Below are 20,060 nucleotides of genomic sequence, written 5' to 3' on the forward strand. Positions count from 1 at the left end.
GATTCCGTTCCGGCGTCCGTCCCATCCCCGTTCTCGCACCCACGCCTGTCGCCGCGCCACCCGTCCCCCAGCCGCCGCCCCATCCCTCGGCGCCGCGCCCGATCACCGCCACTCCCTGTTCTGGCCGCCGCCGCCTTTCCCGTCGCCCGCCCGCGGCCGCCTCACCCGCACCCCACCAACCCCCAGGCCCGCCACCCCTCCACCAGACCCGGCCGCCCGCTCCCCCAAGGGAGGGGCGGCGGGACAGGCAAGTGCCCGGGCGGTCAGGTGTCGGGGCGGGGCCACAGTCGAAGACCCCGCTAGGTGGCTGGCCTACGGTCCAAAAGCTGCCAGACGGCTGGTTCTGCGGGGTCCGGTGTGGTCAGGGTGAGGGGACCGATCCGCCGCCGGTCGGGGTCGGGGCGTCGGGGGTGAGGAGGGCGGCCGAAGCGGTCAGCTCGGCGCCGCTGGGCTCCTCCAGAACCGAGCCGGAGGAGGTCGACATGCTGCGAACCCCGGCGTAAAGGACCAGAGGTACGGCAAGCGCGACGGCCATCGACAGGACGGCGGTGCCGGAGTCGTTGACGAGCATCCCGACGCCCCCACTGACGAGGGCACCGATGAGGCCGGCACGCAGCATGGGGGCACGGGTGAAGGCCTCGGGGACGGCACCGGCGCTGACCTTGCCGGGGCGCATGACGGCGAAGATCAGGAAGGCCAGGCCGGCGATGACGATCGGCATGAGGTTCGGTGAGAGCAGCGTGTGCAGCATGGCGCCGAGCTTGCGGCCGATGAGCGGCCAGAAGGTGCCGTCGATGACCTGGCCGACGAAGCGGCCGAGGTGCGTCTGGGAGGCGGGCGGGCGCAGGTGGTCGAGGACGGCGATCGCACTGACGGTGACGCCGCCGAGGATGCAGAAGAGGCCGAGCCTGATCACCGAGACCCGCTTGCCGGCGACCAGGAGCGCGGTGACGGCGATGCCGGGGACGAAGGCGATGACGCCGCCGAAGTCGCTGCCGACGCCGGGCCAGCCGGCCAGGAGCATGGCGATGACGCCCAGCGCGGTGACCAGGGCGACGGCCACGCGTTTGCGGCCGGTCCGGACGAGGCCGTCGGCGGCGACCGCGGTGACCATGAGGACGGCGGTGGCCAGGAGGGCGAACGGGATGTTCGCCAGGCCGTAGTAGCGGCCGCCGACGACGGCGGTGTAGCCCATGAGGCTGTTGAACTGCATCGTCGTGCCGGTGAGCAGGTCGGCCAGCAGTACCGCGCCGGTGACGCCGGCCACCACGGCGGGTGGGCCGAGGGGGTGGCGGCGCCAGGGGCCGGACATGGCCGCCAGGAGGATCACCGCGGCGATGGCGACCACGCCGCCGATCAGGGCCACGCCGGGCTGGCCGGCGTGGGCCCACGGCAGGAGGTTGACCAGGTACGTGGAGACGGGGATCGAGGCCAGGCCCAGGCCCGCGGTCGCGATGCCGGTGGCGCGGCGGCGCTTGGAGAGGAGGAGGAAGGTGATGAGGTAGAAGGCGACCTGGAGGACGGCGAAGCCGGTGAAGAAGTGGCCGGTCAGGCCCCGGACCGTGGTGCCGGTCAGGTCGGCGCGGGCCAGGTGGTCCTTGGCCTCCGCGACGGTCACCAACCCGCCGGTCGCGTCCTCGCCCGCAGCCGTCGCACCCGCAGCCGTTTGACCCGAGCCTCCAGCCGTTTCGCCCGAGCCTCCAGCCGGTGCGCTCCCAGCCGGTGCACTCCCGGCGGGTTCGCCCGTGGAAGGCGGGCCAGTGGTTGTCCCGGTCGGCGCCGTGCCGTCCCCTGCGGGGGCGGAGGCGGCTGGGGTGGGGTTCGGCTGCGACCTGAGGGGGGTGCCGGGGGGTGGGGCGAGGGTGGTGGAGCCGGCGGGCCAGGGGACGCCGACGACCTGGGGCGGGATGGGCGCGCCCAGAGCGGTCAGGAGGCTGGCGGTGATGTCCGGGATGATCACGATGTCGGGGCGGCGGGTCGAGGTGGTGCCGAGGTAGGTGCCCTTGGCGCCCGGAGCCTTGAGGAGAGCGACCCGCAGGTGGGGGACGCCGCCGTGGTCGCCCAGGCCGGCCAGGAGGATGCGGGTGTCCGGCGGGAGCTTGGCGAGGGCCGCGCCGACCTCGGCGTCGGCGGCGCGGACGGCGGCCTGGCGGGCGGCAGGGGCCAGCAGCTCGGCTTCCTTGGTGAGGACGCCGGCGGGAAGGTACGGGGCGATCAGCTCGTCGACGTCGATCGCGGTGACCTGGCACTTGGACCAGTCGGTGAGGGCGGCGGGCGAGTCGGCGTAGTGGTCGACCCTGCCGGACTTGTCGGCCAGGGCCAGGGCGGCGCCCCGGCCTACGGCGGTGGTGCAGTGGCCGGCCTGGTGGAGGGCGTCGCCGAGGGTGCCGGCGTGGACGCCCTCGCCGGACTGGAGCAGGGTGGCGAAGCCCGGTACGGAGGCGGAGTCGCCCGAGCGGGTGGGCTCGGGAGGCAGGCCGCACCAGCCGCCCGAGGCGGCGCGACGGCCGGCCGAGACGGTCAGCCAGGCGTCGTAGGGGCAGGTGGTGGTGCCGACGGCCTTGACGGAGAGGGAGCCGAAGCCGCTCTCGCCGGCCAGGCGCCACAGGTTGGGGGTGGCGGTGGCGTCGAGGTCGGTCCAGTGGAGGCCGGGCACGCCGATCAGGGCCACGCGCGGGACGGCCCCGGCGGCCTGAAGGCCGTTAGGGCTGGTTCGAGCTGCGGGGGCCGCGAGGGTGGTGGCGGTGGCTGGGGTCGCGGTCCAGGCGACGAAGAGCACCAGCAGTACAAAAGCCCATCTCACTACGGCCCCCATGCGAGCTCGGCCCCGGCAAACGCCTGGGAAAGGTAGCACGAAACGCGGGGGCGGCAAGGGCGGATGGGTGTCCTGTGGATAACCGCTTGGCCTTGAGGGAAGGGGAAAGGCGCCAAGCCCCGGACCGTCCGGGCCCCGGCCTCTGGTGTGCGTGCCGTACAAGCCGCAAACTGGGAGGAAAGGGATCGCACGGAGCAGTGGAGCACCCGTGGACATTCACCTCGACCCCATGCCGGTCCTCTCCAAGGGCAGGCACCGCAACCCCAAGCGTGGCGCCTGCTTCATGGAGCTGGCCTCCTACCTGGCCGGAGAGCGGTGGAGCGACCACCCGGCCTGCACCCATCCGCTCCTGGCCGCGCTGGCCAGGCTGGTCAACGACAACACCACCGACGCCCGGCGCGGTGAGCTGGTCCGGCTGGTTCCCTCGATCATCGGGCTGACCGGGGACGATCTGCGGATCGACGCGACGATCGCGCTGAGGTGCGCGACCACCGCGCTGCCGGTGGCGGCGGCGGAACGGCAGCTCGCGCTGGCGGTCTCGGTGCTGGCCTGCGAGGAGATCCTGGCTCGGCTGGACGGGCGGGCGGCCGGGCTGAGCGAGCAGAGTGCGCGGGCGATGGAGCAGGTGCCCGTGGCGGCTCGGCAGGCGCGGAAGTTCAGCCGGTCGGCCCGGATCACCGAGCGGGGGTTCCGGCGGTATGCGGCGCCGAACGCGGTGCAGCTGGCTGTCGTGGGGATCGCGCAGGCTTGTGTGAGCGATCCGGACACGATCTTGCGGGAGTTGCTGGCGGGGGCGATCGCCGACTGCCGGGCGCTCTTGCCGGAGGAGCCGGCGGCCACCGAGCAGGTCGCCATGAGAGAGGCCCCCAAGGGGCAGGCCGTACTGGCGGAGGGCGCGTAGGGGCAGGGCCCCGGAAAACAAGGGTCCTGAGAACAAGGGAGGGCCTGCGATCCACAGGTGGATCGCAGGCCCCTAGGAGCTGCCCGTGGTCTGGGGCTAGCGGCGGCGCTTGCGGAAGATGGCGCGGATGGTGAGCAGCAGAACCACCCCCACGAGCTGGCCGCCCACGACGATGCGGTTGACGTCGACCGCCGGCTTCCAGTGCACCTCGCCGTCCTTGATGACGTAGACGCCGGCCGGTTTGGCGGCGACCGCGTAGCCGCCACCGCCGCCGGGTTCGTCGATCGACCCCTTGCCGGTGCCTCCGCCTCCCGCCTGGGCGACCCTGGCGACCGGAATGATCGTGACGTCGTCGTGGGTGACGGGTTGACCGAAGACGCGGCCGACGGTGGCCGCGTCCGTGGTCTGGTCGAGAAGCTCCATGATGTTCATGCCACCAATGTGACATCCACCCGTGCCGGTCGGCCAGTAACCCAGCGGTCATGGCACGGGTGTGAGGAATTCCTCGGCGTAGGCGGCCAGGGTGCGGGGCTCGCGGCCGGTGAGGTCCTTGACCGTGCCGGTGAGCGGGGCCCAGCGGTCGTCGGCGAAGGAGGCCATGTACTCCGCCAGCACGTACGGCAGGCCCTGCGCGGCCAGTCTGGCGCCCATCTCGGGCACGGGCAGGTCGGCGTAGCGGATCGGCCGCCCGGTGGCGGCGCTCAGGACGGCCGCGAACTCGGCGTGGGTCCGGCTCTCCGGCCCGGTCAGCACGTGGTCGCCGGAGGCCCCGACCGGCCGGGTGAGCAGGGCCCGGGCGCAGGAGGCGATGTCGCGGGCGTCGATGTAGTTCATCCGCGCCTCGCCGTACGAGCCGTGGAAGACGCCGTCGCCGTCGAGGTCGGCCGCGAAGTTCTGCATGAACCCGGTCGGCTGCAGGATCGCCCACGGCACTCCGGAGGCCCGCAGGTGCTGGTCGACGAGTCCGTGCAGGCCGCCGCCGAGCGGCTGGCCGGGGGCCGCGCCCCGGACCGACACCGTGACGATCTGCGCCACGCCGGCCTCGGCGGCGAGGTCGATGACTGCCTGGTGCCCGGCGACGAAGCCCGGCCACAGCGAGCTGTTGAGGAAGAGCCGGTCGCCGGGCGAGAACAACCCCGCGAAGCTCTCGGGCCGGTCGAAATCGGCCACCACCGAAGCGGAGGCCCGGCCAGACTGGCGGACCACCGCGACCGCCTCCGATCCCAGCTCGGCCAGCAGCGCGCGCCCGATCGTGCCCGTGGCACCCGTCACGAAGATCATGCCCAACCCCTTAAGCGGACGATCAAATTCCGGTTACTGGACGCTACACTAACCGGAACAGGATCGTCCACTTACAGCGGGAGCCTCCGATGCGCGCGGACGCGCAGAAGAACCTGGGCAAGATCGTCGAAGCCGCCGCCGAGGTCCTGGCCGAGCACGGCGACCAGGCCCCGATGGCGTTGATTGCCCGCCGCGCCGGGGTCGGCGTCGGCACGCTCTACCGGCGCTTCCCCGACCGCGGCGAGCTGCTGGCCGCGGTGGGCGAGCACTACGTCCGGCACGTGACCGAGCGCCTGGCCCGGGCTGAGCGCGAGCCGGACGCGTGGGCGGCGCTGCGCGCGTTCGTGGCGTGGGTGGCCGATCCGGGCCGCGGAGCGCTGGCCGGAGCCCTCGCCGAGGTGCCGGAGGAGGCGCTGGCGGCCCGGCCGGAGTTCGTGCGCATGCGCGAGGAGTACGGCCGGGCCGTGGCGCGCCTGGTGGCCCGCGCGCACGCCGAGGGCAGGCTGCGGCCGGACGCCGGGAGCACCGAGATCATGACCCTGCTGAAGGTCTTCACCTGCCACCCCGAGGTGCCCGACCCCGGCCGCTACCTGGAGCTCATGCTCGACGGCCTGGAGTCCCGAAGGCCCGGCTAGGGCTCGCGGGTGAGCACGACCAGGTCGCTGCGGTAGTCGTCGCCGCTGGCCCACCACGAGGGCACGGCCAGCCCGTGCTCCATCAGCGTGGTCCCGTGCCAGACCCGCCCGTCCCCGTCGCGGTAGCGCGCCTCCGGCTCCAGCCCGGCGAGCCGGAGCCGCCAGGGCGCCTGGCGGCGATCCGTGAACGGGTTGTAGGCCAGCACGACCACCCGGTCCTCGTGCACGTACTGCACGGCCGAGCGCTCGGCCCCGGGCCGCCCGCCCAGGCGGTACAGCCGCCCGTGCTGCACGACCGGCCGGATCTCCTTGTAGGCCGCGATGTGCGCCGCCGCCTCGGCCAGCTCCCCGGCGCTCCACTCCCCCAGGTTGCCGCCGACGCCGAGCGCCCCGGCCATGGCGACGTGGAAGCGGTAGCGCAGCGGCACCCGCCGCCCGGTGATCGGGTTCGGGCTGTCGGTCACCCAGCAGGACATCGCGCCCGCCGGGTAGAGGTGGGAGTATCCCTGCTGGATGCGCTGCCGCTCGAGCGCGTCGGTGTTGTCCGAGGTCCACACCACGTCGGTACGGCGCAGCATCCCGAAGTCGATCCGCCCCCCGCCCCCGGAGCACGACTCGATGCGCAGCCCCGGGTGCCGGGCCCCCAGCTCGTCCATGATCGCGTAGACGCCCCGGGTGTGCTCGATCCACAGCAGGTCGTCCGGCCCCGCCTGGGTGAAGCTGCGGTTCATGTCCCACTTGAAGTAGTCGAGCCGGTAGTCCCCGGCCAGCCGGTCGAGCCAGCCGAGCGCCCACTCCCGCACCTCGGGCCGGGCGTAGTTGAGCACGAGCTGGTTGCGCGCGGTGTCGCGGCGGCGGCCCGGCCAGTGCAGCACCCAGTCGGGGTGGGCGCGGTACAGGTCGCTGTCGGGGTTGACCATCTCGGGCTCGACCCAGAGCCCGGCCCGCATGCCGAGCTTGCGCACCTCGTCGAACAGGCGGCCCATGCCGTCGGGGAAGCGCTCGGGGTTGGGCCACCAGTCGCCCAGGCCGCGCCGGTCGTCCACGCGCCCGCCGAACCAGCCGTCGTCCACCACGAACAGCTCGACGCCGAGTTCGGCGGCCCGGCGGGCGAGGTCGAGCTGGCCGTCCTCGGTGACGTCGAACCAGGTGGCCTCCCAGGAGTTGTACAGCACCGGGCGGACCTCCCGCGGGTGCGGCAGCACGTGCCGTCGCGCGTAGTCGTGCCAGGCCCGGCCTGCGGCGCCGTACCCGCCGTCGGTCACCAGGCCGAGCGCGGGCGGCGTCTCCAGGGACTCGCCGGGGGCCAGGTCCCAGGCGAGGCCGTCGTGGCCGAACCCGGCGGTGACCGCGACCTCGCCCTCGGCGCGGCGTTGCGCGGTCAGCCGCCAGGAGCCGCTCCACGCCAGGGCCACGCCGTACACCCGGCCGTGCTCCTCGCCCGCGTCACCGATCATGATCCACGGGTTGGCGGTGTGGGAGGTGGTGCCGGTGCGGCTGGTGAAGGTGGTCTCGCCCACCGGCAACGGCCCGCGGTGCGGCTGGGTCTCCAGCGCCCAGTCTCCGGCGACGCCGAGGTAGACCGGGTCGGCGCTCTCTGGGACGGGCCAGGAGCCGGAGTCGAGGCGCAGCAGCCGGACCGGACCCGTCGTGGCGGTGGCGGTGACCCACCGCTCGATGACGTCGCTGTCGTCGTGCACCCGCAGGTGCAACACCACGCGCAAGCCGTACTCCGGGTCGAGCAGGACCAGGTCGAGCCGGCCGGCGGTGAGCTCGGCGGAGTCGAAGGTCAGCTCGACCGAGCGCACGCCGCCCTCGTAGACGGCCTGGAGGCTGGGCACGCCCCAGCGCCGCCCGCCGTCCACGGGCAGCAGCTCGACCAGGTCGTCATCGGGCCGGAAGCCGGAGGCGAAGCGCCCGCTCACCCGGTCCCCGGCCACCTCGGCCACGGCGGCGGCGGGCAGGCGCGGCCCCCAGTACCACTGCACGACGCGCCCGTCCTCCTCCGCCGACAGGACGTAGGTGGAGGAGGGGGTGTGCGCGGCCCAGGTGCGGGGACGGCCTTCGACGGCTACGACGGGCATGGGGGTCCTTTCGCGAAGCGGTTGTCCCCCCATGATTTCCCGCCGGACCGGGTCAGACCGCGCGGCCCCGCAGTTCCCGGTAGCGCTTGACGAGCTGCGCGGTCGAGGCGTCGGGGTAGTCGGTCGCGGGCTGCTCGGCGGTGAGCGCGGGCTCCAGCGCGAGCGCCATCTTCTTGCCCAGCTCGACGCCCCACTGGTCGAAGGAGTCGACGCCCCACACGGTGCCCTCGACGAAGACGATGTGCTCGTACAGCGCCACGAGCTGGCCCAGCGTGCCCGGGGTGAGCTTGGGGGCCAGGATGGTCGAGGTGGGACGGTTGCCCGGCATCACCTTGTGCGGCACGATCTCGGCCGGGGTGCCCTCGGCGGCGATCTCCTCGGCGGTCTTGCCGAAGGCCAGCGCGGTGGTCTGCGCGAGCAGGTTGGCGGTCAGGATGTCGTGCATGCCCTCGCGGTCCTCGAACGGCTGGGCGAAGCCGATGAAGTCGGCCGGCACCAGCCGGGTGCCCTGGTGCAGGAGCTGGTAGAAGGCGTGCTGGCCGTTGGTGCCCGGCTCGCCCCAGAAGATCTCGCCGGTCTCGACACCGACCGGGGTGCCGTCGGCGCGCACCGACTTGCCGTTGGACTCCATGGTGAGCTGCTGCAGGTAGGCGGGGAAGCGGTGCAGCCGCTGGCTGTAGGGCAGGACGGCCCTGGTCTCCGAGCCGAAGAAGTCGGCGTACCAGATGCCCAGCAGCCCCATGATCACCGGCATGTTCTCGGCGAACGGCGCGGTGCGGAAGTGCTGGTCCATGGCGTGGAAGCCGGCCAGCATCTCGCGGAAGCGCGCCGGACCCACGGTGATCATCAGCGACAGGCCGATCGCGCCGTCGTAGGAGTAGCGCCCGCCGACCCAGTCCCAGAAGCCGAACATGTTGGCGGTGTCGATGCCGAACTCGGCCACCTTCTCCGCGTTCGTCGAGACCGCCACGAAGTGCTTGGCCACCGCCTCCTCCCCGAGGGCGGCGACCAGCCAGTCGCGGGCGACGCGCGCGTTGGTCAGCGTCTCCAGCGTGGTGAAGGTCTTCGAGCTGATCACGAAGAGCGTCGAGGCCGGGTCCAGGTCGCGCAGCACGCCCAGGATGTCGGCCGGGTCCACGTTCGAGACGAACCGGGCGGTGATGCCGGCGTCCACGTAGTCGCGCAACGCCTCGTAGGCCATGGCCGGTCCGAGGTCGGACCCGCCGATGCCGATGTTGACCACGGTCTCGATCGGCCGGCCGGTCTGGCCCAGCCACTCCTGCCCGCGCACCCGCTGGGCGAAGCCGGTCATCTTGTCCAGCACGGCGTGCACGTCACCGGTCACGTCCTGGCCGTCCACGGTCAGCTCGGCCTCGCGCGGCAGCCGCAGCGCGGTGTGCAGCACGGCGCGGTCCTCGCTGACGTTGATGTGCTCGCCGGTGAACATGGCCTCGATGCGCTCGCGCAGGCCGGCCCGCTCGGCCAGGGACAGCAGGAGCCGCATCGTCTCGGCGGTGACACGCTGCTTGGAGTAGTCGAGGAAGAGCTCGCCCGCGACCACGCTCAGCCGTGCGGCCCGCTCGGGGTCGGCGTCGAACAACTCGCGCAACGTCTTTCCGGACATCTCCTCGTAATGCTTGCCCAGTGCCGCCCATTCGGGGCTGTGCGTGATATCGGCCACGGTTTCCTCCAGATGTTCCCTTCAGCGCCCTACCCAACAGGCGGGCTGTCGTTACTCTTCCACGCCTTCCGGGGCCGGCGGGTGAGCAGGGGCCGGTACGGCGAGGCCCGCCGCCGAGTCATCTCGACATAAAGGGATAAACTATGACATATCACCATGCGGGAACGAGGAGACCTCGGATGACGTTGGCCTGGTATGCGTAGTTCCTTCTTCGGCAACCTCGAGGCGCAGCACGCGCCGCCCGGCTTCGCCCTGCAGAACACCAAGATGCTCCGGGTCACCCTGCCGGAAGTCCTGGCCCGGCAGGGGTCGATGGTCGCCTTCCAGGGCCAGATGAGCTTCGACTACGAAGGCTCCGGCGGCATGGGCAAGCTCTTCAAGAAGGTCATGACCGGGGAGGGCCTGCCGCTCATGCGGGTGCGCGGCCAGGGCCAGCTCTACCTGGCCCAGAACGCCGACGACATCCACCTGTTCTACCTGGAGAACGAGGGACTCACCGTCAACGGCCGCAACCTGCTCGCCTTCGAACCGCAGCTCGGCTGGGACATCAACCGGGTCCAGGGCGCGGGCGTGGCGGCCGGCGGCCTGTTCAACACCACGATCAACGGCACCGGCTGGGTGGCCGTCACCGCGCACGGCACCCCGGTCATGCTCGACGCCGGCCAGGCCCCCACCTTCGCCGACGGGCAGTCGGCCGTCTGCTGGAGCGCCGGGCTGAACGTGGGCGTCAACCGGACCTTCAAGGCCGGGGCGCTCATCGGGCGCGGCAGCGGTGAGGCCATGCAGCTCGCCTTCCAGGGCCACGGGTTCGTCCTGGTCCAGGCCAGCGAGGGCCCGCCCGTCCCCACCGCGGCCTGACCGCGGGCAGCCACCCCGTCCCCCGCACGGACCGGGGCCCACTGGGCGAGCAGGAGCCCGCCCAGTGGACCCTTCCCCACCTTCGGGTTAGCGGGCTCGATCGAGGGCAGGGCCAGCCGGGTCGAGAACCCGACAAGTGAGGAGGAGCCGTCGTGCTCACCCTGACACCCGGCGCCGCCCAGGCGATCCGCGACATCACCGCCGGCGCTCCGGAGCCCGGTCGCAACGGCATCCGCATCTCCGCCGACGGGCCGGACGCCGCCACGCTGGTGCTGTCGGTCGCCGCCGGCCCCGAGCCCGCCGACGAGGTGGTCGAGGCCGAGGGCGCCCGCGTCTACCTGGACGAGACCGCCGCCGCGGTGCTGGACGACAAGGCCCTGGACGCCGGAGCGCACCCGCAGGGCGGCGTCGCGTTCACCGTCACCGAGAGATAGACCGGCGCGCGGACGCCCTCGTGGAGCTTCCACGAGGGCGTCCGGCGTTCCGGAACCCGTCAGAGCTTGGCCAGGAAGCGGACCTGCTCCAGCCGCTGGAACCCGCCGCCGCCCTCGTGGTTGTTCCACGGGTAGACGGCGATCTCCTTGTCCCCGGCCCAGTGGTTGTAGGCGGCGAACACCGTCGAGGGCGGGCAGATGTCGTCCATCAGCGCGACCGAGTACAGCGCCGCGGCCTGGGCCCGGGCGGCGAAGTTGACCCCGTCGAAGTAGGACAGCGTGCGGAACACCCGCTCCTCGCTGTCGCGGTTGGTCGCCAGGAAGCGCACGATCTCCTGGTAGGGGTCCCGCCCGGTGATCTCGACCGCGCGGCGGAAGTGCGTCAGGTAGGGCACGTCCACCATCGCCGCCCGCACGTCGGAGCGGAGCCCGGCCACGGCCTGGGCGATGCCGCCGCCCTGGCTGACGCCGGTGACGATGATCCGGTCCGGGTCGACGAGCGGGTGCGCCCTGGCCACGTCCACCGCACGCACGGCGTCGGTGTAGACGCGGCGGTAGTAGTACTCGCGCGGGTCGAGGATGCCGCGGGTCATCATGCCGGGGGCGTGCGAGTTGCCGGTGCCGTACGGGTCGGCGGTGGCGCCCGGCCGGTCGTAGTTGGAGCCGCCCTGGCCCCGGGTGTCCATGATCAGGTAGGCGTAGCCGGCGCTCGGCCAGAAGGTGTGGTCGTGCGCGAAACCGCGCCCGCCGCCGTAGCCGATGTACTGCACGACGCACGGCAGCGGCCCGTGCGCCCCGCGCGGCACCACGAACCAGCCGCTGATCCGGTCGCCGCCCCATCCGGCGAAGGAGAAGTCGAAGATCTCCACCAGGGCCAGCGGCAGGTCGTAGGGCGTGAACTCGGCCGCCGTGTCGTGCTGAGCCGCCTCGGCCAGGGTGGCGGACCAGAACTCGGCGAAGTCGGCGGGCTCGTCACGCTCGGGCCGGTACTCGCGCAGCTTCTCGATCGGGAGATCGAACAGAGGCATGGGGGGTTTCCTCCGGGTGAAGATCCATAGAGCTATCTGTCCCGATATTTCATCAGAAAGGCGATAGCTTCGTTTTGTGCGGCCCCTCACTAGACGGGTGATACGCGGGGTGTCCGGAGTGACGGTTCTGGCGCTCGCCCCGGTCCTCGGCCTGTTCATGCTCGCCGGCGCCACCTCCTTCACCGGCGACCCGTCGGTCTTCATCCTCGCCGGGCTGGCCGTCTTCGGCGCGATCCTGCTGCTGGGGCTGCTGTTGTGCGTGCCGCGCCCCGCCCGGCCGCTCTGGCGCTGGGTGCGCGGCGCGCTCGTGCTCGGTACGGCGGGGCTGGCCGTCTGTCAGGTCTCGGCGGCCGTGCTCACCCCTCCCCCGCTGCCGGGGGCGTTGCGTCCCGTGCCCGGCCAGGCCACCTGGTCGCTGCCCACCGGCTCCGAACTGGCCTACGTACGGCTGGCGCCGCGCGGCCAGGCCCGTCCCGAGCCGGTCGTCGTGGTGCAAGGCGTGCCCGACCTCGGCGGCGACGCCGCCGTCTTCGCCGGGCTGGCCGACCGGACCGTCTACCTCTACGACCGGCTCGGCACCGGCCGCTCGGCCCGGCTGGCCGACCCGTCGGGCTACACCGCCGCGCGCGACGTGGCCGACCTGGAGGCGGTACGGCAGGCGATCGGGGCCGAGCGGATGATCGTGCTCGGGCACTCGGCCGGGGCGGAGGTCGCCACCGCCTACGCCACGGCCTTCCCGGACCGGGTGGCGAAGCTGGTCCTATCCTCCCCCACCCCGGCCGCCTCCGCGGTGCGCTTCGCCGGGCTCGACACCACGCAGAGCCGCCGCCTGGCCCTCTCCCTCCTGCATCCGCGCTCGCTGGCCATCGACACGCTCGCGCAGGTCGATCCGGCCGCCGCCAGGGCCTTCGCCTCCGACGCCGAGCTCGACGCCCGCCTCGACGCCCGCAACGCGCTGGTCGCGCCCGCCCTGTCCTGCCCGGGCGCCTCGCCGTACCGGCCGCGCGGGGCCGGCGGTCTGGCCGCCCTGTCGCGGCGGCCGGCCCCACTCCTGCGCGCCGAGCCGGCCGTCCCGACGCTCGTGATCCGGGGCGCGTGCGACCCCGCGCCGCCGCTGGGCCGCTTCGCCTCGGCCCGCCGGGTGGAGGTGCCCGGAGCCGGGCACCACGTCTACCGCGACCGGCGCGAGCCGTACCTGAAGGCGGTCAACGAGTTCCTGGCCGGCTGAGCGTCAGGCGCCCGGGAGGGCCACTGCCGGGTCCCAGCCGTCCGGCAGCGGCGGCACGGGCGCGAAGCCCGAGGTCACCGGCACGAACTCGGCGCTCTCCGCCGAACGCAGGATGGCCGTCATCACGTCCAGGACGTGCAGGGCCAGCTCGCCCGAGGCCCGGTGCGGCACGCCGGCCGCGAGGGCCCGCGCCATCTCGGCCACGCCGGTGCCGCGTCCCGCCGTGCTCCCGCCGACCGGCAGCTCGGCCCAGTCGCCCGACCCGGTACGGCGCAGCCGTACCGGACCGGTGAAGGTGTTGGGATCGGGCGCGGCCAGCGTCGCCTCCGTGCCGGTGATCTCCACGAAGCCGTGCCGGGGCAGCGGCGAGTCGAAGCTGAAGACCGAGGTGGCGGTGGCCCCGGAGGCGAACTCCAGCAGGGCGCTGACGTGGGTCAGCACCTCGACGTCGAAGCCGGTCCCGGCCAGCGGCCCGGAGCCGATGGTGCGCCGGGTGTGGGCGCGTGAGCCGTTGGCGGCCACCCGGGTGACCGGGCCGAAGAGCACGGCGAGCGCGGTGAGGTAGTAGGGCCCCATGTCGAACAGCGGCCCGGCCCCGCGCTGGTAGAGGAACTGCGGGCTGGGGTGCCAGGACTCCGGGCCGGGTCCCTGCAGCAGGGTGATCGCCGAGCCGGGCGTGCCGATCAGGCCGTCGGCGACGGCCCGCTGGGCGGTCTGCAGGCCCGCGCCGAGGAAGGTGTCGGGCGCGCAGCCCACCCGCAGCCCGGCTGCGTCCGCCTCGGCCAGCAGCGCGCGCCCGGCCTCGGCGTCGAGGGCCAGCGGCTTCTCCACGTAGACGTGCTTGCCGGCCCGGATCGCGGCCAGGGAGACCTCGACGTGCGCGGCCGGGACGGTGAGGTTGACGACGATGGAGACCTCGGGGCGGGCGATGATCTCGGCCGGCTCCCCGGCGTACGGCACGCCGTACTGCGCGGCGACCTCGGTCGCGCGCTCGACGTCGAGGTCGGCGCAGCCGATCACCTCGATGTCCGGGAAGGCGGTGAGGTTGCGCAGGTAGGCGTGGCTGATCGTGCCGCAGCCCACCACGGCGACGCCGGTCAAGCCTCCACCTCCCGCAGGTAGGCCAGCGAGCGGGCGACGGGCTGCCACATGTCGCCGTCGAAGCGGTCGAGCTCGACGACGCGCATGGCGTGCGGCGCGGCGGCGAGGATGTCGGGGATGGGCAGTGTGCCGTCGCCGACCGCGGTCATGGGCTCCTCGACCGTGCCGGGACCGTCCTTGACGTGCAGGAAGCGCACCCGCTCCCCCAGCTCGCGCAGCAGCTCGGGCACCTGCGCGCCGCCGACCGCCGCCCAGTAGACGTCGATCTCCAGGAACACCTCGGGGTCGAGGGCGGCCAGGAACTCCTCGAAGGCGGGGATCTCCCAGAAGTGGTTGTGGTAGCCCACCCGCAGCCCGTGCCCGGCCGCCCAGGCGGCGGCCTCGTTCACCCGGGCGGCGCTGCCGCGCACGTCGCCGGTGAACTCCTCGGGCGAGATGAACGGGATCACCAGGGTGTCCAGCCCGATCAGCTTGGCGGCGGCGGCCACCTCCTCGCGGCGTTCGCCCAGCAGGGGCGCGTGCGCCGAGCGCACGGCCAGCCCGGTCTCCTCCAGCAGCGCGCGCAGCGCGGCCGGATCGGTGAGCAGGTCGTAGGGTTCGACCGCCGTGTAGCCGAGGGCGGCCAGGCGGTGCAGGGTGTCGGAGAGGGATGGCTGGTCGCGAAGGGTGTAGAGCTGCACTCCGTACATAAACCAGGACTTTACGGACACCAAGCCGATCATGGAAGACTACGGGGATGACCGACGAGGAAGCGATCCGAACGGCCGTCGACGGGGAGCTGCGCCTGCTCGACCCGGCGGTCCGCGCGCGGCCCGACCAGGTGGCGGCCCTGCTCGACCCGGAGTTCACCGAGGTGGGCGCCTCCGGCCGCACCTGGGACCGAGAGTCGATCATGACCCTGATGGGACCGGCCGCCGGACAGGGACCGCGCACGGTCCCCCACGAGGTGGCCGGGCGGGTGGTGGCGCCCGGTGTGATCCTGGTCAGCTACCGGACCGAGTCCGGCGGCTTCCGCGCGCGGCGCAGCTCGATCTGGCGGCTGCGGGAGGGGCGCTGGCTCCTGTACTACCACCAGGGCACCCCGGAGCCCGGGACGGCGTGAGGCCGCCCCGGGCGGGTCGTGCCGCGGTCAGAGCTGCTTGGCGATCGCGCGGTCCAGGGCCGGGGGCGTGAGCGGGCCACGGGCCAGGTAGTCGCGGAAGGCCTCGTAGTCACGACTGCCGCGCACCGCGTCGGTGAAGCCGGCGAAGGCGGTGTAGCCGTCCGCGCCGATCAGCGTGTAGGCCAGCGCGGCCAGCCGGTAGCCGCGGGTCGGGTCGAGCGGGACGCCGCCGATGAGCACGTCGGCGGGCAGCACCCGGTCGCCCACCGGCTTGGACAGGTCGTAGGAGAAGCGCACGTTCCCGGAGACCGCCAGCGGGGCGAAGCGCACGGTGCCGTTGGGCTGGGTCTGCCACTGCTGCTCCAGAGCCTGCTCGATCTGGGCGCCGGTCACCGAGACGGTGAGCACGGGGTTGGCGTACCCCCAGGCGGCCCAGGCCTCGCCGAACAGCACGGTCCCGTCGGCGTCGGCCGGGTTGGCGCCCTTGGCGAACTTCAGGTCGGCGCGCAGCGAGTTGGAGCCCTTGACCGGCGCGACCGCCACCATGGCGAGGTCGGCGGCGCCGCCGGGCGTGCGGTGGGAGTCGGCGTGGGCGACGTCGGCGGCGAGGTTGCCCAGCGTGCTCTCGCCGTCGGCGTCCCGCACCCGGGTCACGTCGCCGGTGAGCGCGCCGACCGGCCGGGCGTAGGACTCGGCGCCCTTGGCTAGCCAGTACTCGACGAGCTCGGTCATGTCGGGGTCGGGCGGGACGTCGCGGGTGACGGCGTGGTTGGCCGAGGTGGTCGCGGAACGGATGACGTCACGGGTCCGCGGGTCGATCTTGAGGTTGAGCTCGTTGATCAGCCGCCCGTGGTTGGCCGGCTCGACGACCGGACGCAGGTCGCCGGCCGGGTCGGGCAGGGCGCAGTTGAAGCCCCAGTGCCAGTGTCCGGTGACGATCGCGTCGATGTCCGGGGTGGCCCGGGCGGCGAAGTCGGCGATCGGGCCGGTCAGGTTGGCGCAGCCGTCGAACTCCGGCCCGGCGTAGCCGCCCTCGTGCACGTTGGCCACGATGGCCTCGACGCCGCGCCGCTTGAGCTCGGCGGCGTACTTGCCGGCCGTCTCGACCAGCGGCAGGTTGTCGAGGCCAGGCTGGTAGGAGGTGGAGCCCTCGACGGTGGTGACCGTGGTCAGGTTGATGACGCCGACCGCGACCCGGCCGAAGCGCTTGATCACGTACGGCGGCAGGACGGGCCGCTCCTGGCCCTTCCTGACGATGTTGGCGGTGGAGAAGGGAAAGTCCGCGCCGCGGAACGGCTGCCCGTCGGAGTCGGTGAAGCAGCTGTCGACACCGATCTCGCCGAAGCACTTGCCCTTGCCCATGTGGTCGCGCAGGAACTCCAGCGACCGGTCGAGCTCGTGGTTGCCGACCGCCGCCACATCCACCTTGATCTTGTTCATGAACTCGATCGTCGGCTCGTCGGCGTGGTAGGCCACCTCGGTCGGCCAGCCGCTGAAGAAGTCGCCGGCGGCCAGCGTGAGGGTGTGGTCCCGCCCGGCGCGCAGCCGTTCGAGATGGGTGGCGATGTACGGCGCGCCGCCCACCACCAGCACCTTGCCGGTGGGGTCCTTGATGGTGCCGTCGGTGGCGTTGTGCTGCGGGGTCAGGTAGCCGTGCAGGTCGCTGAGGGTCAGCACCTGCACGTCGACGGGGCCGGGTCGGGCCGCGACCGCCGCGGTCGCCGGGCCGGTCAGCACGACCAGCCCGGCAGCCGCGACGACGGCGATCCTGCTGCGGAAGGAACGCACGCGTGAAGCTCCTAAGGAGGGAGAGGGGGTTTCAGCCCTTGGAGCCGGTGAAGGCGATACCGGCGATGAGCTGGCGTTGCATGACGACGAAGAGCACGATGATCGGCAGCGAGGCGACCGCCGATCCGGCGAAGAGCACGGGGAAGTCGGTCTGGAACTGCCCGCGCAGGGAGGCGAGCCCGGCCGAGAGCGTCATCATCTCCGGGTCGGTGTTGACCACCAGCGGCCACAGCAGGCTGCTCCACGACCAGAGCACGGTCAGCAGGCCGAGGGCGAGCAGGCCGGGCCGGATCAGGGGCAGCATGACGTGCCAGAAGATCTGGAAGGGGTTGGCGCCGTCCAGGCGGGCCGCCTCGTCCAGCTCGCCGGGCAGGGTGAGGAAGAACTGCCGCAGCAGGAAGACGCCGAAGGCCCCGAACACGCCCGGCGCGATGAGCGCCTGGAGGCTGTCGAGCCAGCCGAGCCCCTGCATGATCTCGTAGCGCGGCAGCAGGAACAGCTCGCTCGGCACCATCAGCACGGCCAGGAAGACCATGAACAGGGCGTCGCGGCCGGGGAAGCGCAGCCGGGCGAAGGCGAAGGCGGCCAGCGAGCAGAAGAGCAGTTGCCCGGCGGTGACCGCGACGGTGACCAGGACGGTGTTGAGGAACTGCCGGCCCAGCGGCACCGTGCGGAAGGCGTCGGCGTAGTTGGACCACTGCCACGAGGGCGTGAAGGTGGGCGGGGTGCGCAGCGACTCGGTCAGCGTCTGCAGCGAGACGACGACCTGCCAGACGAACGGCGCGAACATCAGCAGCGCCCCGGTCAGCAGGATCGCGTGCACCCGCCAGACGCCGCGCCGGTTACCCATAGTGCACCCACCTCTTCTGCAGCCTGAACTGGACGGCGGTGAGCACGAGGATCAGCCCGAGCAGCACCACGGCGATGGCGGCGGCGTAGCCGCGCGAGTGCTGCACGAAGCCCTGCTCGTAGAAGAGGTAGACGATCGTGCGGCTGCCGGCCAGGGCCGGGCTCTCCGGCTCCACCATCAGGTAGACCAGGTCGAAGACCTGCAACGCGTTGATCACCGTGATCACGGTGACGAAGAAGGTCGTCGGGGTGAGCAGCGGCAGCGTGATGCTGAAGAACTGCCGCAGCCGCCCGGCCCCGTCGATCTCGGCCGCCTCGTAGTAGTGGCGTGGGATGCCCTGCAGCCCGGCCAGGAAGAGCACGGCGTTGTAGCCGAGCGAGGTCCACACGCCGACGATGGCCACCGCGTAGACGGCGGTGTCCGGGTCGCCGACCCAGTACGGCCCGTCGATGCCGAGCTCGCCCAGCAGGTGGTTGATCAGCCCGAAGTCGCCGTTGAACAGATAGCGCCAGGTCAGGCCGACCGCCGCGGGCATGGTGACCACCGGCAGGAAGTACAGCGTGCGGTAGAAGCCGAGCCCGCGCAGCCAGCGCACGTTCAGCAGCGCGGCCACCACGATGGCCAGCGGCACCCCGGCCAGCACCAGCGCCGCGTACAGCCCCGTGTTGCCCAGCGCGCCGAGCATCTTCTCGTCGCCGGCCAGGCCTGCGAAGTTGGCCAGGCCCACCCAGGTGGAGCCGCCGAACACGCCCGACTCGGTGAAGCTCAGGTAGAGCGTCTGGACGATGGGCCACAGGAAGAACACCACCAGGCCGAAGGCCATCGGGGCGATCATCAGGTAGCCCCACAGCCACTCGCCCGGCGGGCGCCGCCGCCCCGTGGCCCGGGGTGGCGGGCCGGTGGCGGCGGCCGTGCCGGGCGCGGCCGCCGTCTCGGTCGAGACCATCCGCCTACTCCTTGGCCAGGATCTCGTCCATCTGGGCGGCGAGGTCCCTCGCCACCTCCGCCACCGGCCGCTTGCCCGCCCACGCCTCGGTGAGCAGCGTCTTCTGCGCGTCCTGCCACTTGGCGGTGTTCACCGAGACGGGGTACGGCACGCCGTGCGGGATGGAGGCGTCGTAGGCCTCCTTCAGCCGGTAGGGGTAGTTCTTGAACCAGGCGTCCTGGGTGCCCTCGCGCAGGGACAGCGAGCTGCCGGGGGTGCTGCTCATGATCTTCTGGGCCTCGGGCGAGGCGAGGAAGGAGGAGAACTTCTCGGCCTCGGCCTGGTGCCGGCCCTTGGCCGAGACGGCGGTCGACATGCCGAGCATGATCACGCCGCCCTTGGCCGGGCCCTTGGGCAGCGGCGCGGCGTCGACGGCGTCCTTGATGTCGGTGTTGCCGGCGTAGATCGGCGCGAACCACATGCCGCCGTACTGCATGGCGTACTTGCCGCTCTGGAAGAGCTGGATGCCGTCGGTGTCGGCGTAGACCTCGGCGGGCGGGGCCACCTTGTCCCGGATCAGCCCGGTCCAGAACTCCAGACCCTGGATGGAGCCGGGCTCGGCGAAGCCGGACTTCTTGCCGTCCTCGGAGATGACGTGCCCGCCGGCCTGGTAGATCGTGTTGTAGAAGCCGACCTGGTCCCACATCGGGGCCATGATCCCGTACTGCCTGTCCTCGGGCTTGGTCAGCTTCTTGGCGGCGGCCTTGACGTCGTCCCAGGTCCAGTCGACGTTCGGGTGGGCCACGCCGGCGGCGTCGAAGAGCTTCTTGTTGTACCAGAGCACCGGGAAGCCGACGCTGAACGGCACGCCGTAGAGCTTGCCCTCGTAGCGGTAGGAGTCGACGACCGAGGCGGGCAGTCCCTCGACCGGCTTCTCGTCCAGCGGCTTGATGATCCCGCCCTTGGCGTACAGCTTCATGTTGAGGCTGTTCATCCAGAACACGTCCGGGGCCGCGCCGCCGGTCGCGGCGGTCTGGAGCTTGGTCCAGTACTGGTCCCAGGGGGTGATCTCCAGCTTGACCTTGATGCCGGGGTTGGCCTTCTGGAAGGCGTTGATCAGGTTGGTGCTGCCGGCCTGGTCGTTCTTCTCCCAGATGGCGAAGGTGATGGTGACCTCTCCGGAGCTGGAGCCGGTCGAGGCTCCGCCACCGCAGGCGGCGACGGCGAGGGAGAGGCCGACGAGCCCGGCGACGGGCAGGCGTAAACGCATGGTTCTTCCTTCAGGGGGTTCGGCGGGCGTTCGCCTACCTCTTTATGCTGGAGTCCACAAATATTCAGCACAGCAGCGA

18 protein-coding genes are annotated in these 20,060 nt (G+C 72.4%); 6 read left to right on the plus strand and 12 right to left on the minus strand.

Annotated elements, in window-relative coordinates; translation table 11 throughout:
• Nucleotides 1-361: 361 nt before the first annotated feature.
• Nucleotides 362-2,803 carry a hypothetical protein gene (locus tag AB0I67_RS29070; protein ID WP_357929573.1) on the minus strand — a complete coding sequence of 814 codons (2,442 nt, stop codon included), beginning with the start codon at nt 2,801-2,803 and terminating at the stop codon, nt 362-364.
• Nucleotides 2,804-3,023: 220 nt separating this feature from the next.
• On the opposite strand from AB0I67_RS29070, the gene AB0I67_RS29075 reads away from it, so the two are divergent.
• Nucleotides 3,024-3,716 carry a hypothetical protein gene (locus AB0I67_RS29075; RefSeq protein WP_357929576.1) on the plus strand — a complete coding sequence of 231 codons (693 nt, stop codon included), beginning with the start codon at nt 3,024-3,026 and terminating at the stop codon, nt 3,714-3,716.
• Nucleotides 3,717-3,812: 96 nt separating this feature from the next.
• On the opposite strand, the gene AB0I67_RS29080 is transcribed toward AB0I67_RS29075, so the two are convergent.
• Both AB0I67_RS29080 and AB0I67_RS29085 read right to left on the minus strand, forming a co-directional pair.
• Nucleotides 3,813-4,148, minus strand: coding sequence for a spore germination protein GerW family protein (locus AB0I67_RS29080; protein WP_357929578.1), 336 nt, complete (start codon nt 4,146-4,148; stop codon nt 3,813-3,815).
• Nucleotides 4,149-4,196: 48 nt separating this feature from the next.
• Nucleotides 4,197-4,997: an NAD(P)H-binding protein gene (locus AB0I67_RS29085; RefSeq protein ID WP_357929581.1), complete on the minus strand. Its 801-nt coding sequence runs from the start codon at nt 4,995-4,997 to the stop codon at nt 4,197-4,199.
• Between the two features lie 89 nt (nt 4,998-5,086).
• Between AB0I67_RS29085 and AB0I67_RS29090 the strand changes: the two genes are divergently transcribed.
• Nucleotides 5,087-5,632, plus strand: coding sequence for a helix-turn-helix domain-containing protein (locus AB0I67_RS29090; protein WP_357929584.1), 546 nt, complete (start codon nt 5,087-5,089; stop codon nt 5,630-5,632).
• Here the strand turns inward: AB0I67_RS29090 and AB0I67_RS29095 are convergent.
• Both AB0I67_RS29095 and pgi read right to left on the minus strand, forming a co-directional pair.
• Nucleotides 5,629-7,716 carry an alpha-galactosidase gene (locus AB0I67_RS29095; protein ID WP_357929587.1) on the minus strand — a complete coding sequence of 696 codons (2,088 nt, stop codon included), beginning with the start codon at nt 7,714-7,716 and terminating at the stop codon, nt 5,629-5,631. The genes AB0I67_RS29090 and AB0I67_RS29095 overlap by 4 nt on opposite strands.
• 52 nt (nt 7,717-7,768) lie before the next feature.
• On the minus strand, nt 7,769-9,397 hold the full coding sequence (pgi, locus tag AB0I67_RS29100) for a glucose-6-phosphate isomerase (RefSeq protein WP_357929590.1): 1,629 nt from the start codon (nt 9,395-9,397) through the stop codon (nt 7,769-7,771).
• 195 nt (nt 9,398-9,592) lie between these two features.
• Here pgi and AB0I67_RS29105 point away from each other — a divergent pair, with 195 nt between their 5' ends.
• Both AB0I67_RS29105 and AB0I67_RS29110 read left to right on the plus strand, forming a co-directional pair.
• Nucleotides 9,593-10,255 carry an AIM24 family protein gene (locus AB0I67_RS29105; RefSeq protein WP_357929593.1) on the plus strand — a complete coding sequence of 221 codons (663 nt, stop codon included), beginning with the start codon at nt 9,593-9,595 and terminating at the stop codon, nt 10,253-10,255.
• Nucleotides 10,256-10,407: 152 nt separating this feature from the next.
• Nucleotides 10,408-10,689: a Fe-S cluster assembly protein HesB gene (locus tag AB0I67_RS29110; RefSeq protein WP_357929596.1), complete on the plus strand. Its 282-nt coding sequence runs from the start codon at nt 10,408-10,410 to the stop codon at nt 10,687-10,689.
• 59 nt (nt 10,690-10,748) lie between these two features.
• Here the strand turns inward: AB0I67_RS29110 and AB0I67_RS29115 are convergent, their stop codons facing one another.
• Nucleotides 10,749-11,717, minus strand: coding sequence for an acetylxylan esterase (locus AB0I67_RS29115; RefSeq protein WP_357929597.1), 969 nt, complete (start codon nt 11,715-11,717; stop codon nt 10,749-10,751).
• 118 nt (nt 11,718-11,835) lie between these two features.
• On the opposite strand from AB0I67_RS29115, the gene AB0I67_RS29120 reads away from it, so the two are divergent.
• The gene (locus tag AB0I67_RS29120; RefSeq protein WP_357929600.1) at nt 11,836-12,945 is read left to right on the plus strand and encodes an alpha/beta fold hydrolase; all 1,110 of its coding nucleotides are present in this window, start codon (nt 11,836-11,838) and stop codon (nt 12,943-12,945) included.
• 3 nt (nt 12,946-12,948) lie between these two features.
• Here the strand turns inward: AB0I67_RS29120 and AB0I67_RS29125 are convergent, their stop codons facing one another.
• Nucleotides 12,949-14,046 carry a Gfo/Idh/MocA family oxidoreductase gene (locus tag AB0I67_RS29125; RefSeq protein WP_357929602.1) on the minus strand — a complete coding sequence of 366 codons (1,098 nt, stop codon included), beginning with the start codon at nt 14,044-14,046 and terminating at the stop codon, nt 12,949-12,951.
• Nucleotides 14,043-14,735, minus strand: coding sequence for a sugar phosphate isomerase/epimerase (locus AB0I67_RS29130; protein ID WP_357929605.1), 693 nt, complete (start codon nt 14,733-14,735; stop codon nt 14,043-14,045). Before AB0I67_RS29130 ends, AB0I67_RS29125 begins: the two co-directional genes overlap by 4 nt.
• 47 nt (nt 14,736-14,782) lie before the next feature.
• On the opposite strand from AB0I67_RS29130, the gene AB0I67_RS29135 reads away from it, so the two are divergent.
• Complete coding sequence (locus AB0I67_RS29135) at nt 14,783-15,148, plus strand: nuclear transport factor 2 family protein (RefSeq protein WP_357929608.1); 366 nt, start codon at nt 14,783-14,785, stop codon at nt 15,146-15,148.
• A gap of 27 nt (nt 15,149-15,175) precedes the next feature.
• Here the strand turns inward: AB0I67_RS29135 and AB0I67_RS29140 are convergent, their stop codons facing one another.
• From AB0I67_RS29140 to AB0I67_RS29155, 4 genes are read right to left on the minus strand one after another with little or no spacing between them, the layout of a single operon-like run.
• Nucleotides 15,176-16,936, minus strand: a complete 1,761-nt coding sequence (locus AB0I67_RS29140; protein ID WP_357929610.1) for a bifunctional metallophosphatase/5'-nucleotidase — start codon at nt 16,934-16,936, stop codon at nt 15,176-15,178.
• Nucleotides 16,937-16,967: 31 nt separating this feature from the next.
• A complete protein-coding gene (locus AB0I67_RS29145; protein ID WP_357929613.1) occupies nt 16,968-17,786 on the minus strand; it encodes a carbohydrate ABC transporter permease in 819 nt (272 codons plus the stop codon).
• The gene (locus AB0I67_RS29150) at nt 17,779-18,732 is read right to left on the minus strand and encodes a sugar ABC transporter permease (RefSeq protein ID WP_357929615.1); all 954 of its coding nucleotides are present in this window, start codon (nt 18,730-18,732) and stop codon (nt 17,779-17,781) included. Before AB0I67_RS29150 ends, AB0I67_RS29145 begins: the two co-directional genes overlap by 8 nt.
• Nucleotides 18,733-18,736: 4 nt before the next feature.
• Nucleotides 18,737-19,981 carry a sugar ABC transporter substrate-binding protein gene (locus AB0I67_RS29155; protein ID WP_357929617.1) on the minus strand — a complete coding sequence of 415 codons (1,245 nt, stop codon included), beginning with the start codon at nt 19,979-19,981 and terminating at the stop codon, nt 18,737-18,739.
• Nucleotides 19,982-20,060: the final 79 nt, after the last annotated feature.

The organism is Nonomuraea sp. NPDC050310, from assembly GCF_040655795.1.
Taxonomy (GTDB): domain Bacteria; phylum Actinomycetota; class Actinomycetes; order Streptosporangiales; family Streptosporangiaceae; genus Nonomuraea.

Excerpts from the sequence above, each read along its gene's own strand:
- AB0I67_RS29135 (WP_357929608.1), top strand. The coding sequence starts at position 14,783 with ATGACCGACGAGGAAGCGATCCGAACGGCCGTCGACGGGGAGCTGCGC.
- AB0I67_RS29085 (WP_357929581.1), bottom strand. The coding sequence starts at position 4,997 with ATGATCTTCGTGACGGGTGCCACGGGCACGATCGGGCGCGCGCTGCTG.
- AB0I67_RS29145 (WP_357929613.1), bottom strand. The coding sequence starts at position 17,786 with ATGGGTAACCGGCGCGGCGTCTGGCGGGTGCACGCGATCCTGCTGACC.
- AB0I67_RS29130 (WP_357929605.1), bottom strand. The coding sequence starts at position 14,735 with ATGTACGGAGTGCAGCTCTACACCCTTCGCGACCAGCCATCCCTCTCC.
- AB0I67_RS29095 (WP_357929587.1), bottom strand. The coding sequence starts at position 7,716 with ATGCCCGTCGTAGCCGTCGAAGGCCGTCCCCGCACCTGGGCCGCGCAC.
- AB0I67_RS29090 (WP_357929584.1), top strand. The coding sequence starts at position 5,087 with ATGCGCGCGGACGCGCAGAAGAACCTGGGCAAGATCGTCGAAGCCGCC.
- AB0I67_RS29105 (WP_357929593.1), top strand. The coding sequence starts at position 9,593 with ATGCGTAGTTCCTTCTTCGGCAACCTCGAGGCGCAGCACGCGCCGCCC.
- AB0I67_RS29150 (WP_357929615.1), bottom strand. The coding sequence starts at position 18,732 with ATGGTCTCGACCGAGACGGCGGCCGCGCCCGGCACGGCCGCCGCCACC.
- AB0I67_RS29115 (WP_357929597.1), bottom strand. The coding sequence starts at position 11,717 with ATGCCTCTGTTCGATCTCCCGATCGAGAAGCTGCGCGAGTACCGGCCC.
- AB0I67_RS29155 (WP_357929617.1), bottom strand. The coding sequence starts at position 19,981 with ATGCGTTTACGCCTGCCCGTCGCCGGGCTCGTCGGCCTCTCCCTCGCC.
- AB0I67_RS29080 (WP_357929578.1), bottom strand. The coding sequence starts at position 4,148 with ATGAACATCATGGAGCTTCTCGACCAGACCACGGACGCGGCCACCGTC.